Source organism: Haladaptatus halobius (assembly GCF_020618475.1).
In the GTDB taxonomy this organism is placed as follows: domain Archaea; phylum Halobacteriota; class Halobacteria; order Halobacteriales; family Haladaptataceae; genus Haladaptatus; species Haladaptatus halobius.
On sequence record NZ_CP085335.1, the window covers coordinates 2,475,901 to 2,489,802 of the forward strand.

Annotated in this window: 15 protein-coding genes and 1 pseudogene; 7 read left to right on the plus strand and 9 right to left on the minus strand. The window is 63.5% G+C overall.

The features are described from left to right. Window positions 1–23 precede the first annotated feature (23 nt). Window positions 24–1,136, plus strand: coding sequence for a 60S ribosomal export protein NMD3 (locus tag LIW51_RS14520; protein WP_227374820.1), 1,113 nt, complete (start codon window positions 24–26; stop codon window positions 1,134–1,136). Beyond that, the gene (locus tag LIW51_RS14525; protein WP_227374821.1) at window positions 1,129–2,127 is read left to right on the plus strand and encodes a class I SAM-dependent methyltransferase; all 999 of its coding nucleotides are present in this window, start codon (window positions 1,129–1,131) and stop codon (window positions 2,125–2,127) included. Before LIW51_RS14520 ends, LIW51_RS14525 begins: the two co-directional genes overlap by 8 nt. Window positions 2,128–2,239: 112 nt before the next feature. Here LIW51_RS14525 and LIW51_RS14530 read toward each other — a convergent pair whose 3' ends face one another. From LIW51_RS14530 to LIW51_RS14550, 5 genes are all read right to left on the minus strand, one after another. Continuing rightward, on the minus strand, window positions 2,240–3,181 hold the full coding sequence (locus LIW51_RS14530) for an N-acetylmuramoyl-L-alanine amidase (protein WP_227374822.1): 942 nt from the start codon (window positions 3,179–3,181) through the stop codon (window positions 2,240–2,242). Window positions 3,182–3,368: 187 nt separating this feature from the next. Continuing rightward, the gene (locus LIW51_RS14535; RefSeq protein ID WP_227374823.1) at window positions 3,369–5,144 is read right to left on the minus strand and encodes a helicase C-terminal domain-containing protein; all 1,776 of its coding nucleotides are present in this window, start codon (window positions 5,142–5,144) and stop codon (window positions 3,369–3,371) included. 56 nt (window positions 5,145–5,200) lie between these two features. Next, on the minus strand, window positions 5,201–5,410 hold the full coding sequence (locus LIW51_RS14540) for a DUF7561 family protein (protein ID WP_227374824.1): 210 nt from the start codon (window positions 5,408–5,410) through the stop codon (window positions 5,201–5,203). Window positions 5,411–5,886: 476 nt separating this feature from the next. Next, the gene (locus tag LIW51_RS14545) at window positions 5,887–8,298 is read right to left on the minus strand and encodes a lamin tail domain-containing protein (protein ID WP_227374825.1); all 2,412 of its coding nucleotides are present in this window, start codon (window positions 8,296–8,298) and stop codon (window positions 5,887–5,889) included. Between the two features lie 110 nt (window positions 8,299–8,408). After that, the gene (locus LIW51_RS14550; RefSeq protein ID WP_227374826.1) at window positions 8,409–8,684 is read right to left on the minus strand and encodes a DUF7967 family protein; all 276 of its coding nucleotides are present in this window, start codon (window positions 8,682–8,684) and stop codon (window positions 8,409–8,411) included. 74 nt (window positions 8,685–8,758) lie between these two features. On the opposite strand from LIW51_RS14550, the gene LIW51_RS14555 reads away from it, so the two are divergent. Continuing rightward, entirely contained in the window at window positions 8,759–9,643 is an 885-nt protein-coding gene (locus tag LIW51_RS14555; protein WP_227374827.1) for a YkgJ family cysteine cluster protein, read from the plus strand. A gap of 21 nt (window positions 9,644–9,664) precedes the next feature. On the opposite strand, the gene LIW51_RS14560 is transcribed toward LIW51_RS14555, so the two are convergent. After that, entirely contained in the window at window positions 9,665–9,838 is a 174-nt protein-coding gene (locus tag LIW51_RS14560) for a DUF5786 family protein (RefSeq protein WP_227355696.1), read from the minus strand. A 150-nt stretch (window positions 9,839–9,988) separates the two neighbouring features. Between LIW51_RS14560 and LIW51_RS14565 the strand changes: the two genes are divergently transcribed. Next, complete coding sequence (locus LIW51_RS14565) at window positions 9,989–10,999, plus strand: DUF5784 family protein (protein ID WP_227374828.1); 1,011 nt, start codon at window positions 9,989–9,991, stop codon at window positions 10,997–10,999. On the opposite strand, the gene LIW51_RS14570 is transcribed toward LIW51_RS14565, so the two are convergent. Then, complete coding sequence (locus tag LIW51_RS14570; protein ID WP_227374829.1) at window positions 10,996–11,280, minus strand: DUF5789 family protein; 285 nt, start codon at window positions 11,278–11,280, stop codon at window positions 10,996–10,998. The genes LIW51_RS14565 and LIW51_RS14570 overlap by 4 nt on opposite strands. Before the next feature lie 128 nt (window positions 11,281–11,408). Here LIW51_RS14570 and LIW51_RS14575 point away from each other — a divergent pair, with 128 nt between their 5' ends. Both LIW51_RS14575 and LIW51_RS14580 read left to right on the plus strand, forming a co-directional pair. Then, on the plus strand, window positions 11,409–12,197 hold the full coding sequence (locus LIW51_RS14575) for a PHP domain-containing protein (protein ID WP_227374830.1): 789 nt from the start codon (window positions 11,409–11,411) through the stop codon (window positions 12,195–12,197). Window positions 12,198–12,235: 38 nt separating this feature from the next. Further along, window positions 12,236–12,400: a DUF6757 family protein gene (locus LIW51_RS14580; RefSeq protein WP_368411801.1), complete on the plus strand. Its 165-nt coding sequence runs from the start codon at window positions 12,236–12,238 to the stop codon at window positions 12,398–12,400. Here LIW51_RS14580 and LIW51_RS14585 read toward each other — a convergent pair. Together LIW51_RS14585 and LIW51_RS14590 are read right to left on the minus strand one after the other, a co-directional pair. Beyond that, complete coding sequence (locus LIW51_RS14585; protein ID WP_227374831.1) at window positions 12,397–12,771, minus strand: hypothetical protein; 375 nt, start codon at window positions 12,769–12,771, stop codon at window positions 12,397–12,399. The two genes, LIW51_RS14580 and LIW51_RS14585, sit on opposite strands and share 4 nt — an antisense overlap. 114 nt (window positions 12,772–12,885) lie before the next feature. Then, on the minus strand, window positions 12,886–13,206 hold the full coding sequence (locus tag LIW51_RS14590; RefSeq protein WP_227353289.1) for a 4Fe-4S dicluster domain-containing protein: 321 nt from the start codon (window positions 13,204–13,206) through the stop codon (window positions 12,886–12,888). 213 nt (window positions 13,207–13,419) lie between these two features. Between LIW51_RS14590 and LIW51_RS14595 the strand changes: the two are divergent. Beyond that, window positions 13,420–13,867 (plus strand): annotated as a pseudogene (locus tag LIW51_RS14595) (cupin domain-containing protein). The last annotated feature ends 35 nt before the right edge of the window (window positions 13,868–13,902 follow it).

Consider the following 13,902-nt stretch of genomic DNA (forward strand, 5'->3'; position numbering starts at 1 on the left):
GTGAGAACGCCCTACGCCCGGTAATGACCGAGTCTCGGGAGTTCTGCCCGAACTGTGGTGATCCGCTCTCGGTGGACACCACGGAAAGGGACTATCCGGCGTCCGCGTCCCGCCGAGAGCGAAAGCTCTGTGACGCCTGTTACTTCGACCGATTCGACCTCGTGGACGCCCCGGAGCGTATCGAAGTCCGAGTGTGCGCTCAGTGCGGTGCGGTGTATCGAGGGCGGCGCTGGGTGGATATCGGCGCCCGCGACTACACCGACGTCGCCATCGAGGAGGTGAGCGAGTCGCTCGGGGTTCACGTTGACGCCGAGGACGTGTCGTGGCAGGTCGAACCCGAGCAAGTAGACCAGAACACCATCCGGATGCACTGTTACTTCTCGGGCGTCGTCCGCGGAACGCTCGTGGAAGAAGAGCTGGTCGTCCCCGTCAGAATCTCCCGACAGACCTGCACCCGGTGCGGTCGCATCGCGGGAGACTACTACGCGAGCATCGTCCAAGTTCGAGGTGTCGACCGAACGCCGACGCCGGAAGAAGAGCAGCGCGCACGCGAGATAGCGAACGAAATCGTCGCTGACATGGAGGCGACCGGCGATCGAAACGCCTTCGTCACCGAGATGGACGAGACGCCGGACGGTCTGAACATCAAGGTCTCGACCAACAACATCGGCAAGAAGATATCCAACAAACTGGTCGAAGAGTTCGGCGGCAACGTCTCCGACTCCGAGACGCTCGTCACGGAGGACGAAGACGGCAATGAAGTGTACCGCGTCACCTACGCCGTCCGTCTCCCGCCGTTCACGCCCGGCGACATCATCGACCCGGACGACGACGGGGGGCCAGTGCTCGTCCGGAGCGTGCGGGGGAATCTGAAAGGCAGACGAATCACGACCGGCGAGGAGTACGAAGCCCAGTTCGAGGACGGTCACGCCCCCGACACTCGGAAGCTTGGCACCGTCGAAGACGGCCAAGAGACCACCCTCGTGACGGTGGAAGACGAACACGCGGTGCAGGTGCTCGACCCGGAGACGTTCCGGACGAAGACGATAGCCCGACCCTCGTACATGGACGAGGACGCCGAGACGGTTCCGGTGTTCAAGAGCCGAACCGGACTCTACGTGGTGCCCGATGCGTGACCTCGCCGCGGTGGTCGAGAAATCGCGGGCCGAGGACGCCATCGACGACCTCATCTCGGAAGGCGTCTACGACGACTCACGAAAGGTGTGCGAACACGACGAAGAGACGGTCGAACTCCCCGTAACCCGGAAACCGAAGACGACGCCAGTTCTCGACGTTATCGAGCAGGACACCCCGGAGCGTCGGCGTCCGGATCTCGAAGCTCACCTCCGAGCGCGAGGGTGGTCGGACGACGAACTCGCTCGCGCGCCGAACTCGTGGGCCGTCGTCGGAAGCGTGGTGCTCGTGCAGTTCGGCGACTGTCCCCGGCGAGAGGAGGTCGGCGAGGCGCTCCTCGAACTACACAGCGAGGCCGACACGGTTCTCGCCCGCGGCGGCATCTCGGGCGAACACCGCGAACCGGAGGTGACGGTCGTCGCGGGATCGGGCGACACCGAGACCGTCCACACCGAGCACGGGACGAAGTACGCCCTCGACCTGCGAGAAGTGATGTTCGCCCCCGGCAACCAGCGCGAACGCGCCCGGATGGGGGAAATGGTCGACCCTGACGAGCGCGTCCTCGACATGTTCGCCGGAATCGGCTACTTCACGCTCCCGATGGCCCGCGCGGGTGCGCAGGTGACGGCGGTCGAACGTAACCCGACCGCGTTTCGGTTCCTCCTCGAAAACGCCGTATTGAACGACGTGACCGACCGAATCGACGCGTATCGAGCCGACTGTCGAGACGTGGATGCGAGCGCCGAGCGCGTCGTCATGGGCTACTACGAGGCGCACGAGTACCTCGATACCGCGATGGCGGCGCTGGAATCAAGTGGCGTCCTTCACGTGCACGAGACGGCGCCGGAAAACCAGCTCTGGGAGCGGCCTATCGAACGAATTCGGGATGCGGTCGGCGACCGTGGACGCGAAATCGAAATCCTCGACAGAAGACGCGTCAAGAGCCACAGCGAGGGCGTCTGGCACGTGGTCGTGGATGCGCGAGTCGAGTGACCGAAGATTTATCTCCCTCGAACGATCGTCTTTCGTATGGAAAATCTCCGACAAAAGCTGATTTCGCTGTTTTTCGTCCTGTTGATGCTGAGTTCGGCGGTCGCTTACACCGTCACTCTGCTCTGAGCCAGTAGCCGGCAGACCACCCCGCCTCACCGCCGTCGTAAGTCAGCCGCCACCAGCGGTAGCCCTCGGTATCGACCGGGCAGTCGGTGATGGTTCCCGTCGTCCCCTCCGGAACGACGGCGAGCCGTTCTCCGCCGGGGTCGGCTCTGACGCTCAAATCGGAAGTGGTCTTCGCGGATGAACCGGCGTCGAACCGTGCGTAGAGCACGTCATCCGCCGGAACCCAATTGGGAGTTCCGTCGAAGTCGAGTTTGTACCATTGCGTGCCACCGCGAACGAGGACGCTTCCGGTGGCGGTACCGACCGCTCCCGCAGTCACGTCCGCGGTTTCGGCGCGCTCGTCCGGCCCGTGGCGAACTGCACCGTCGGCGAGCACGCCGGGTTCGACGTCCCATCGGCGGACGAAGCCCTCGTAACGCCCCCAATTCCACATCGACCCCGGGTCGATGTGGCCGCTGATACCGCCGGGTTTCGAGCAGTCGTTGGGGTTCGGAATCTGGTCGTGACCGATGATGCCGCCCTCACCGCCCGTGGCGTCGCAGGGTGCGATGTCGTAGCGCCGGACGCGCTTCGGAAAGTCGAACTCGGTGGCGGCCCAGCGGACGATCTTGGCGGAGACCGCGTAGAGCGTATCGGAAAAGTGCGTCTCGTCGACCCACCCCGAATGTTCGATGCCCAGCGAGTGCTGGTTGTACGGCCAGATTCCGGCGTGCCAGCCGATATCTTCCTCGGCCAGCATCTGCGTGAGTTCGCCCGTGCGATGATCCGCGACGTAGTGCACGCTCACGTTCGCGTCCGGGTTTTGGAACCAGTCGACCGTCCAGTCGGCTTCGCCTTGTGCGACGTGGACAACGAACCATCGGACGTCGAGGTCGGACTCGCGCTCCGCCTCGCTGTAGTTGGATTCGACCGCCGGTGCCCATCGCATCCCCGGTTTCGTCGCCGGGAGTCACGTCGATTTGCTCGCGCTCGTCTAGCCGGAGAAAGCACCTGCGCCCGCGATACCGCCGATGACCTTGAGAATCGTCCGTCTCGTTTCGCTTAGTTCGTTCTGATTCCGGTTGTTGAAGGAATAAATTAGACACCTATTATGGTCGATTTATCGTCCGAACCGTCTACTCCGTCTCCCACACGTCCGCCATCGGACTCTTCCGGTCGCGCGAGCGTCGCGTCTGCGTACGCTCGCGCGTGCCCGACCGGCCGCCACCGCCATCGTCTCGACCGCCACCACCTCCCCTCCTACCACCGCCCGCACCTCCGGCACTGTCGGGGTCGAACTCCGGCAGGTCGGGGTGTGCCATCCCGTCCACCTGTTCTGCGAACCAGTCGGGCATGTCGGTGCGCGCGCGGTCGAACAGTTGGAGGAGGCTGGCGTCGGCGAGGTAGGTCGCGCCGTAGTCGTCAGGAGAGCGAATTACCCTCCCGCAAGCCTGGATGACGGTGCGGAGCGCGGCCCGGTAGTACCACGCCCACTGGCCGTTTTCGAGGCGGTAGGCGACCCGCGAATCGCTGGTGTTCAGGAACGGAGCCTTACAAAGCACCTGCCAGCGCGCGAGATCGCCTTTCAGGTCGAGTGCTTCCTCCATCTTCACCGAGAGGAACACGTCGGGGTCGTCGCTGGCTTTCCACGCTTCGAGGTCGGCGTCGCGGGAGTCGCGTTCGTGGGCGCGCACGCGGTCGCTGACGCCGAACTCGCGGAGTTTCTCGGCGAGTTGCTGCTGGATGTGATAGGAGTGAGCGTGAACGATACCTTTCTCGTCCGGGTGAGTCTGCATGACTCGGACGACAGTTCGCGCGATCTTCGGCAGGGTCTCCTCGCGGTGCTCGTAGGTCATCTTCCCCTGCGTCACGTCGTACAGCGGGCGATTCTCGACGGGGAAGGTGTGGCCCACGTCCACCAGCGCGACGCGGTCGGGGTCAAGACCGACCTGCCGACAGAAAGCCTCTTTGTTCAGGATGGTGGCGGAGAGGAGCGCGAACTTGTTTCCGCGCTCCCAGACGGTATGGGCGAGGTACCGTTCGGGATTCATCGGCTTGATGGTGATGGTGCCACCCTCCCCGTCGGGTTGGTCGACCACCCACTCCGTCGCGCTGTCGGGGTTGCGGTAATCCTCCACGAACCAGTCCAACTCGGAGACGAGTTCCTGGAACCGGTCGCGCCGGGCCGCCTCCGGCGCGGTGAGTTCCGGCTTGGCGATGAGGTCGTCTTTTCGACGCTTGCAGGTTCCTGCGAGGCGTTCGGCGTACTCCACCGCCCTGTCCAGTCCGGTCATCTCGGGAATCTTCAGGTCGTCCCAGATGGGCACCGTGCGGGGGTTCAGGTCGATGGTCGCGTACATCTCCGCCCACTCCGCGAGGCCGTGGGCTTCGTCGACGACGACCACGTCGCGCTTGCGGAACACCTCCGACCCAGCGGTTCGCATGAAGTAGGCGAGCGTCATCGCCGCGATTTCACGGTTGCTGGCGATGGCGCGGTCGGAGAAGTACGGACAGCGATGTTTCACCGAGCAGTCGTACCCCTTCTCGCGGGCGCAGGGCGCTCTATCGACGGGGGTGTCGTGCTCGCCCGGCAGGATACAGGAGTAGTTTCGCTTCCCGCGGATGATCTTCAGGTCGTTCAACAGACTGTCGCTCGCCACGTCGTCCAGTTGGGACACCTGCGGCGTCGTGTAGTACGCCCCCGTCGCGTCGCTCGGCGCGGCCTCGTCCACGCTGCAGGCACACCCCGCGATGGAGCGCGCGAGCAGGGACTTGCCGCTTCCCGTCGGCGCGCGCACCAGCACCACGTCGTTGCCGCTCTCGAAGGCTTCTCGAATATCTCCGAGGGCTTCTCGCTGGTTGCCGCGAAAGGAGGGCGCGAGGAACTCGTCTATAATCCGCTCGGGGTTCACTGTTGGCCCAACGGCGAGGAGGGGCGTAAAACCTGCCGATCTCGTGCAGAACTCTCCTACGCCTCGCCGCCGAGTTCCTCCACGTCCTCCTCCGTCGGATAGTCCGGCAACCGCTCGATACAGCTATAGCAGAGGAAGTGTTCGGTCCCGTCCTCGAACTCCAGCGTCATCCCGCCCGACGACCGCGGATTCGTGTTCCAGAGGTTGGCGATGCCGCCCGCAATGGGCACCGCCGCCCCGCAGCCGTCGCACTCTTCGGTGGCCATGCGTCCCTGTTGTCGTTTGGGGGAGAAAGAACGTTCGGGCGGCTACGCGGTGTGAGAACTGAGATGTATTGGTTTTGTACTTGAACCTACTGTAAACGCATTTCGGGAATCCCCTACTACGATTCCGTCGACCCTGACGTGATAGAGTTCCAGAAAGCTCCCACCGGTCGCGGTCGCTCAGCGACATCTTAGCTCAGCTCACCGCGTTCGCACGGAAAGAGCTTCGCTCTTCCCTGGTCTCGTTCGCTCCTCCGTCGCTCACGAGAACCTCACCGACTAGCTGTCATGGGCGCGTGAAGGTGCGCCCTGCGGGCGCACCCGCGCGAGGGACGAGTGAGCGTAGGGAGCGAGGTGAGGAGCGCAGCGCGGGACGCGAGTCGAGACAGCGGGGGCTTTCGAGGACAACGCTACTGCGGCAACTCATCTATCTCAATATACCGAAGAAGAACGAAATCAAATGCCTGGATTTGCGCGTCTCAGTACGACTGACTGGTGTGCAGACTGCCGGAGGCGTCGTAGACGTAGACGGTGTCGCCGCCGTTGTTCCACACGGCCGAACCGGTGCGAGCCCAGTAGAGGTCGGTCTGAGTGTCCGACCCCGTTCCGGAGTGGAGCGTCACCTGCGCGCCAGGAGCGAGGGTGAAGCCGCTCGGGAAGTCGTAATTTTTCTGGACTTCGTCTTGCACGTACCAGCCGGTCAAGTCGAGGTCGGCATCGCCCGTATTCTCGAAGACGACGTACTCGTCGTTCAGGTTGTTCGTGTCGTCTCCCGACGCGTCCGCGTGAATCTGGGCGACGGAGAGCGATCCGCTTCCGCGGCCCCCGCTGCCGGAACCGCCGTAGGCGTCGAAGAGCGGGAATGACGTGTCGAAGGCCGTGGTCGACAGAATCGCCGAATCGCCGTTGACGTTGTTCGAACCGTCGGTCACTTGGTCGCCGTTGAGTCGTAGGTCGGTGCCGAGCGCGGACGCGAGGTCGTTCAAGTTCGTGCGCGCGCTCGACGGTGCGGTGCCGGCGCCGACGAGAACGACCGCGCCGCCGTCCGCGACGAAGGAGTTGAGCGCGTCGGTCTCCGCCTGCGTGAACGCCGAGACGGGCGTCGTGACGATGACCGCTCGCCAGGTAGAGAGGTCGAAGGTGTCAAGGTCATTCGACTGCTCGAAGGAGAGGCCGACGCCTTCGAGGAATCGCTGGTAGTAGGCGGCGTCGTCATTCGAGAGCGAGTAGCTCGCGTCGAACTGACCGTGGCCGCCGTCGATGAGCACGTCGCCCGTCGTATCAGTGAGGTAATCGACGAGGTTCGTCAGGAAGACGAAATTCTCGTACCCCGACGTGTCGACCGCGAAGCCCTCGGTCTTCTCGTAACTCTCGTCGATGAGGGGACTCCCGACCATCGCCACGTTCGCCGATTCGTCCACCGCCGCCAGCGGGATGTCGCCGCCGTAGGTGTAGCCGCCGCTCTGCGTGGCCGTGCTCTCGGCGTACACCGGAACGCGGGAGTCGGCGACCGCGCCCGAGGACGTGCGGACGCTCGCCGTCGTCGGGAAGAACAGGTCGTCCACCGCGCGGTTGCGGATCTCCGTGGAGTTCTCGGGGTCGCACGCTCCCCAGACGTTGGTGCCGTTCGCGCGTGCGGCGTCCTCCGCCGACCAGAAGCTGTCGTGGTGCGTGAACCCGGAGCCGTAGACGCGGGCGTAGCCGTCCCGCACCGCGTTGCGGTTGTAGAACTCGTCGCGCGAACCGTCGCCGTCGGCGTCGTAGTGGATGTAGCCGAGCACCCGACCGTAGGCGTCGCGCACAGGTTCGTTCTGGTCGAAGGAGAGTTCGACCGTCTTCCCGCCGAGTTCGCCCTGCGCGTAGGTGGTCGCGTTCGAGCCCCACGTTCCGAGGTAGTCCATCGACTCGATGCCTTCCCACTCTTCGGGGCGCTCCGCCGAACTGTTCGCCGACTTCTCGGGCGTGTCGATGCCGAGGATGCGAATGCTCTCGGTCGAGCCGTCGCTGAATTGCACGTCCACGGTGTCACCGTCGGTGACCGAGGTCACGTCCACAGTGTAGGTCTTGCTCTTGTCGAGACCCAGGCCGACGCGATTCGCGAAGTAATCGAATGACATGTTGAACTGATCGGTGATAGGTTTGTAGTCGGCTCCGCCGTTGTTCGACGCGTCGAGAACCTCGTCGTCGTTGAACCGGAACGCCAGTTCGAGGTAGCCCACGACGTCGTTCAGGTTGGCCGTCTCGTCGTAGTCGCCGTAGTCGGACTGACTGTGGAGGAACAGGGAACCGCCACCGGCGACGAAGTCGCCGAGGTCGCGCAGCTCATCGTTGCTAAAGGCGGTGGACGGCGAGGTTATGACCGCCGCGTCGGCGTTCGCGAGGTCGTTCGAGAGATCGGTCGTCACCGTGACGGTATAGCCGTTATTCTCGGCGTAGCTCTCGAAGTTCGAGAACTTGGAGAGGGTGTAGTACTGGCCGTGACCCTCGTCCCAGAGGACGGTTCCGGAGCCGCCGAGTTCGTCGTCCCAGACGTTTAGGACGAACTCCTCGTTGCCCTGCTGCCAGTTGGAACCGTCCTCGACGAGCGTCGAGCCGAATGCGACGACGTTCCAGTCGGCGACGACGAGCGGAATTGCAGTACCACCGCCGTAGAGCGTCGCGTCACCGTTACCGTCGCCGTCGTTGTTCGTGGCGGTGTCCTCGGCCCAGACGGCGACGACAGAGCTGTCGGTCAGTTCGCCGTACGTGTAGTCGAGAAAACTCGACGTCGAGTAACACTCGAGCGGCGAAATTTGGCCCGAAGCGGCCCGTACGTTGGAGCTTACGGTCGCGGTGATGGAACCCGTGGCCGTCGCGGCTGCGAGTGCGGACAGGAATGTGCGTCTTCGCATCGTCTGAAGATAACCGCCATTACGACATGAATTATTCTATTATACCGTCGTACATTACGCGTTCGCGTACTTATGTCTATATACGAATAAATACATCAACACTGTCAGAATCATATCTCGTCGTCGGGGTCGTGTTCGTCGGCCATTCGACCGGCCTCGTTTGCGTATCGTTCCCGCGTCTCCTCGTCGTCCACCGGACCTAACTGCTCCGGCGACACGTCGAGCGCGGCGAGCGTCGGGCGAGCCGACCCGGTGAAACTCGGGAGGGCGCGCTCTTTCCGGAAATACCGCGTTCCGTCGGGCGTCGCGTAAACGAGGATGATGAGGTTCTGCTCGTCGTCCGAGTAGGTTCGCTCGACCAGCCAGACGCGCACGCTGTCGTCCATATCCGTAGTCGTGGGCAGAGGGTCATAATTCCCGCCGCACCGTTTATGCCACTCGATTCCCTACGACTGACGCCATGGAGGTGAACTGCGAGGGGTGTGCCGGTTGCTGTATCGACTGGCGCACCATCGCACCGGAAGCCTCGGAGCACGAGCGCCGAGGGTCGCGCAAACCACTGGACAACGCCTACAATCTCGTCCCGCTCACCCGCGGCGACGCCCGAGCCTTTCTCGACGCCGGGCTCGCCGACGCCCTGACGCCGCGGCTCTGGGAGGACGAGTCGGGCGTCGAGGTAGACGGCGTCGAACTGGCCGCTATCGAGGGCAAGCCCGCCTTCTTCCTCGGACTCCGCAAACCGCCGAAACCGGTCGCACCCTTCGGAACCGACGACGCGGACGATTCCAGCGACTCCGACGCCGTCGTCCCGACGTGGCTCCCGACGTGCGCCTTTCTCGACCCGGAGACGCTTCAGTGTCGGATTCACGACGAAGCGGTGTATCCGACGGAGTGTGCGGAGTATCCGGGCCACAACCTCAAACTCGGCCAGCAGACCGAGTGCGAACGGGTCGAAGCGGCCTTCGGCGGCGACCGCCTGCTGGACGACGAACCGCCGCGCGCGCTCTCGGGGCTCCTCCTCGGCCCACAAGCGATCGGCGAGAAGGTCTTCGTCTATCCCGACCCCGACGAACTGGAGGGAGTCGTCGGTCGCCTGCTCGCGGATGAGTTGACCGACGACGACCGCGCTCGGTTCGTCGCCGCCGCTATCGCCGGGCGACCCGGAACGACGGGCACCGACCGCGAAACGTACGATGACGCGTTGGTGAAAGCGCGCGCGGCGGACTCGTGGGTCGGACGAGCCATCGCCGAGTGGGAGGCGATGGCGGCGGACGACGAGCCGAACCCGTCGGTAGCGAAGCGAGTCGAGGAAGAACGCGGCGCACCACCCACCCCCGGTTGGTGAGTACGTACGAAAACGGCCGAGCTACTGGGACTTTATCTTCTCGAACTGCTTGAGCAGGTCTTCCGCCGAGTCGCCGGAGTCGTACTCCACAGTCCCGTGATAATCCGAGCGTACGTCGTCGAAACTCGCGTCTACGGTACTGTTCTTACGTTCACGGCGCTCGTGCTCATCTTCGTCATAGGCACCCATTGACATGACAACCACACTCATACTTGGCGGCAATCGGTTATTAATGTAACGGATATTCACATCATTCGACTGAGTTGGAAAATCGTCAGACGGAGGCAACGACGCCGTAACACCGCTTGCACAACACGTAAACGCTCACGGTTACTACCGTTCCGCGTGGCAAGCCCGCTCCGCTTTCGCCGCTCTCTGGAGCGGTGGAACGACGACCGCATCACCTCCCAGCTGTACGCGCACCTCGATTCGAAACTCGGTGCGCGTTCGACGACGCCGCATTACATGGAACCGAACGACTTCGACGCGGTTCGGTTCGAGATGGACAACGGCGACGTGGCGCTGTTCGCGTGGGACGACGACCGTGCGTTCTGGCTCGGAAACACCGAAACGCCGCCCGCTCTCTGGCGCACGACGAAGTACACGTTCGACGAGGTGCCGTATCCGGTCGCCCGATGGGGCCAACGCGAACTGCTCGCCGACCTCTCCGTCGAATCCCCGTGGTTAGCCGAGTACGATTACCTCTCGTGGTTCTTCCTGCCGGTTCTCTTCTCGAAAGACGGTAGGGAGACGTCGCGCACGTTCTTCCGCGAACACGCCGCCGGATTTCCGGACGCGACGCGCGACGAGGCGCTCTCGTTCTACGAGCGATTCCTCCGCACCGGCGCGCTGGACGACTACCGCTACACGATGGCTTCGAAACTCGGCACCAGCAAGTACGTCGACGAAACCCGCATGAGTGCTGCGATGAGCGAGTTCACCGTCGGGAAGGTGTTGGTAGACGCGGGCTACGAACTCGAACCCGAGATAGAGGTGACGACCGGACACTCCCTCGATTACCGCGCCAAACCGCCCGATGGCGGCCAGTCTCCGCTCGTCGAAGTCACGCGACCGAAACCCCCCACGCGCAGAGCCGCGGACACGCCCGTCGCCGCCGTGCGCGAGACGGCGGCGACGAAATCGACCGGTCAACTGCGCGAACACGGCGGCGGCGCGGTGCTGTTCGTGGACTGCTCCGGCTTCCGAGACGACGAGTGGTCGGCGGTCGTCGGTGAGCGACCGGGCGTCCGCCATCGACCTGCGGTCGTCTTTCGTGCTCGGCCCGCCGGACGCATCGAAGCGTACAGAAAAGGGTCGGTGCCGCTATCGCTGAACCGAGCGGTCGAGTGGGTTTAGAACGACACTTGCTTCGGACCGACCGTTCCCATCGTCGTCGGGTCGCGGTCGCTGTAATGACGGCGACCGATGGCTTTGTGACTCAGACCGCAGTACATCGCCTCGCGGGCCTCTTGCGGCGACTCGTACGTCTCACCCCCCACGCGACCGAACACGTCGCCGAGCGTCTCGGTTCCGTTCGGGAGATCGATTTCATAGTCGCCGTGGGCGGCGATCAGCTGCTCGGTGTCGGTCGGATACTGGTGCTCGTCGAGCAACTGGTCTGCTTTCTTGAGGGTCATCACGGATAGTCAAACAGCAAAGTTCATTATAAACTTTGTCGGCAAGGGATTACCACGAATATAAGGATGTACAATCAGTATAATCCGGGTACCGCAAATTCCTTCCTGCCGCGCGTCCGAACGAGCGTATGAGCGTCTTCGCGGATCTTCACGTCCACACGACCAACTCCGACGGAGCGATGGAGTTGGATGAAGTTCCCTCCACCGCGCGGGCCGCGGACGTGTCGGTCGTCGCCGTCACCGACCACGACCGGTTGCATCCCGACCTGCCGACGCCCGTCACGTCCATCGAGGGCGTGACGCTCGTTCACGGTATCGAACTTCGGGTCGAAGCGCCCAACGGGCAGCACGTCGACCTGCTCGGGTACGGCGTCTATCCGACACCCGACCTCGCGGACGAACTGGAGCGACTGCAAGCCGACCGCGTCGAGCGCGGCCGGGCCATCATCGACTGCGTCGAAGACCGACTCGGTATCGACCTCGACCTTGAATCGCGCGAGGGACTCGGTCGGCCGCACATCGCACGGGCCATCGACGACCATCCGGACACGGAGTACGATTTCGGGGGCGCGTTCGCCGACCTCATCGGCACCGAGAAACCGTGTTACGTCGCCCGCGACGTGCCGAGCTTCGACCGGGGGGTCGAACTGCTCTCCGAAGCGAGCGGACTCGTCGGATTGGCACACCCCTATCGGTACGACGACCCGAGTGCAGCGCTCGAACTGACGGCCGAACTCGACGCTGTGGAACGATACTATCCCTACGGGCGCGAGGTAGATTCGCGTCCCATCGAGCGCGCTATCGCCGACCACGGTCTCGTCCCGACCGGCGGAAGCGACGCACACGACGACGAGTTGGGGCAGGCGGGACTCTCGAAGGCCGAGTATCGTCACTTCCGAAGCGCGGTGACGCTCTGAACGCAGGGTTCAATTCAATGGAGACCGTAATCCCGCGTATGCGGTGTCACTACTGTGACCGAAAAGCGTCGTTCGCGCCCGAACTGGGCGGCGTGCAGGTCGGCCTCTGCGACACTCACTTCCGCGAACGCTTCGAAGACCTCGCGGAGTCGGAGGCGCTGGCGTCCCTGCGACAGAAACTGGACATCGACCGACCGGACTAATTTTCGAGTTTTGCGGTGAACGTCACGTCCTCGTAGCGATAGCGAGCGTCGTCGCCGAGTGCGGCGAGCGCATCGGCGATGGAGTCCGGGTCGGCCCGGACGCGCACCGTCCCAACGCCGTCGCAGAAGAGGTAGGCGAGGCCCGTTCGGAGCGTCGTCGTGAGGTCGTCCGTGTCGAGCGAGGCGGGGCGGTCGGTCGGGGCGGATTCGCGCGCGAGCACCAGTGCTGCACCGCCACCGGCGACGGTGAAGACGGTGAGCACGTCCCCGTCGTGGTCGGTGCCGAGGACGCCTTCCGGCTCGAAAGGCATCGGAGTCTCCCCGAGGTCGAGCGGAAGTACGTCGTCTCTTTGCTCCGTCTCGGGACTCACAGCCACCACCTTGAAACGTGTCGTCGGAGATTACGGGGGTTCATACCACACTATTGGAGCGGGGATATGAATAAATTCGAGGGTAGAACAAAGAGTGATTTTCGTTACCGACGTTCAGACGCGACCGGCGTCCACGTCGATAGCGTCGACCGGACACACGTCCACGCAGAGCATGCAGTCGATGCACTGCGCCTCGTTGGCCGGATCCGCCTTCTCTTCGCTCTCGGGGTGACCGGGGGAGTCCACCCACTCGAACACGTCCACGGGACAGTCTTCCAGACAGGCTCCGTCGGCGATGCAGATGTCGAAGTCCACTGCGACGTGCGTGCCGTGGATACCGAGCTGCTCTGGTTCGTCGACCGGCCCCCAGACGTCGTGGCCCTCGTGCTCGTCTACTTTCTCGCGGTTCTCAGTGAATTGTGGGTCAATAGCCATCGGTCGTCCACCTGTCCGAAACAACGTGGGAGGGGTACTTAAATCCCCGTTCTGAACTTAAGTGTTCACCTTGACCGAGTTTTTTTAGGTTAGGCTAAAAACGAGTAGGAGCGGCCCGGAGACGCGGGTTCCCGCTTTTCGACCGGCAAAGGGTTTAAATAACAGCTCGCTGTCAGCGGGTAGTTTTACGTCGATTCCTTGCAGAGAAGCCACATGGAGAAAGTTACCATCGAAACGGTCGATGCGCGAATGAGTGCCGCCGACGTGCGACGGGAACTCTCGAAACCCCTCGGCGCCGATAACGTGGCAATCAACTACTACGAACTCGCGCCGGGCGAGAGCTTCGCGTTCGGCTACCACGCCCACGAAGAGCAAGAGGAGGTGTTCTACGTCCAATCCGGCACCGCGACGTTCGAGACGGACGACGGGGAGGTGACGGTCGGGGCGGGCGAGCTCGTCCGGTTCGCACCGGGCGAGTTTCAGCAGGGTGTGAACGAGGGCGACGAGCGCGTCGTCGCGAGAGAGCGAACTGGTGGAGATGCGCCGCGAGTGTTCGGACTGCGGCAGGCGACCCCCGAACACAATCGAGATGACCGAGGACAGGGACACGCTCGTAACGCTGTGTATCGAGTGCGGAGCCGAAACCGGACAGTTCGACTGAGTTCGGTGATCGAGTCGGGGGTGGTTTTTCGGTCT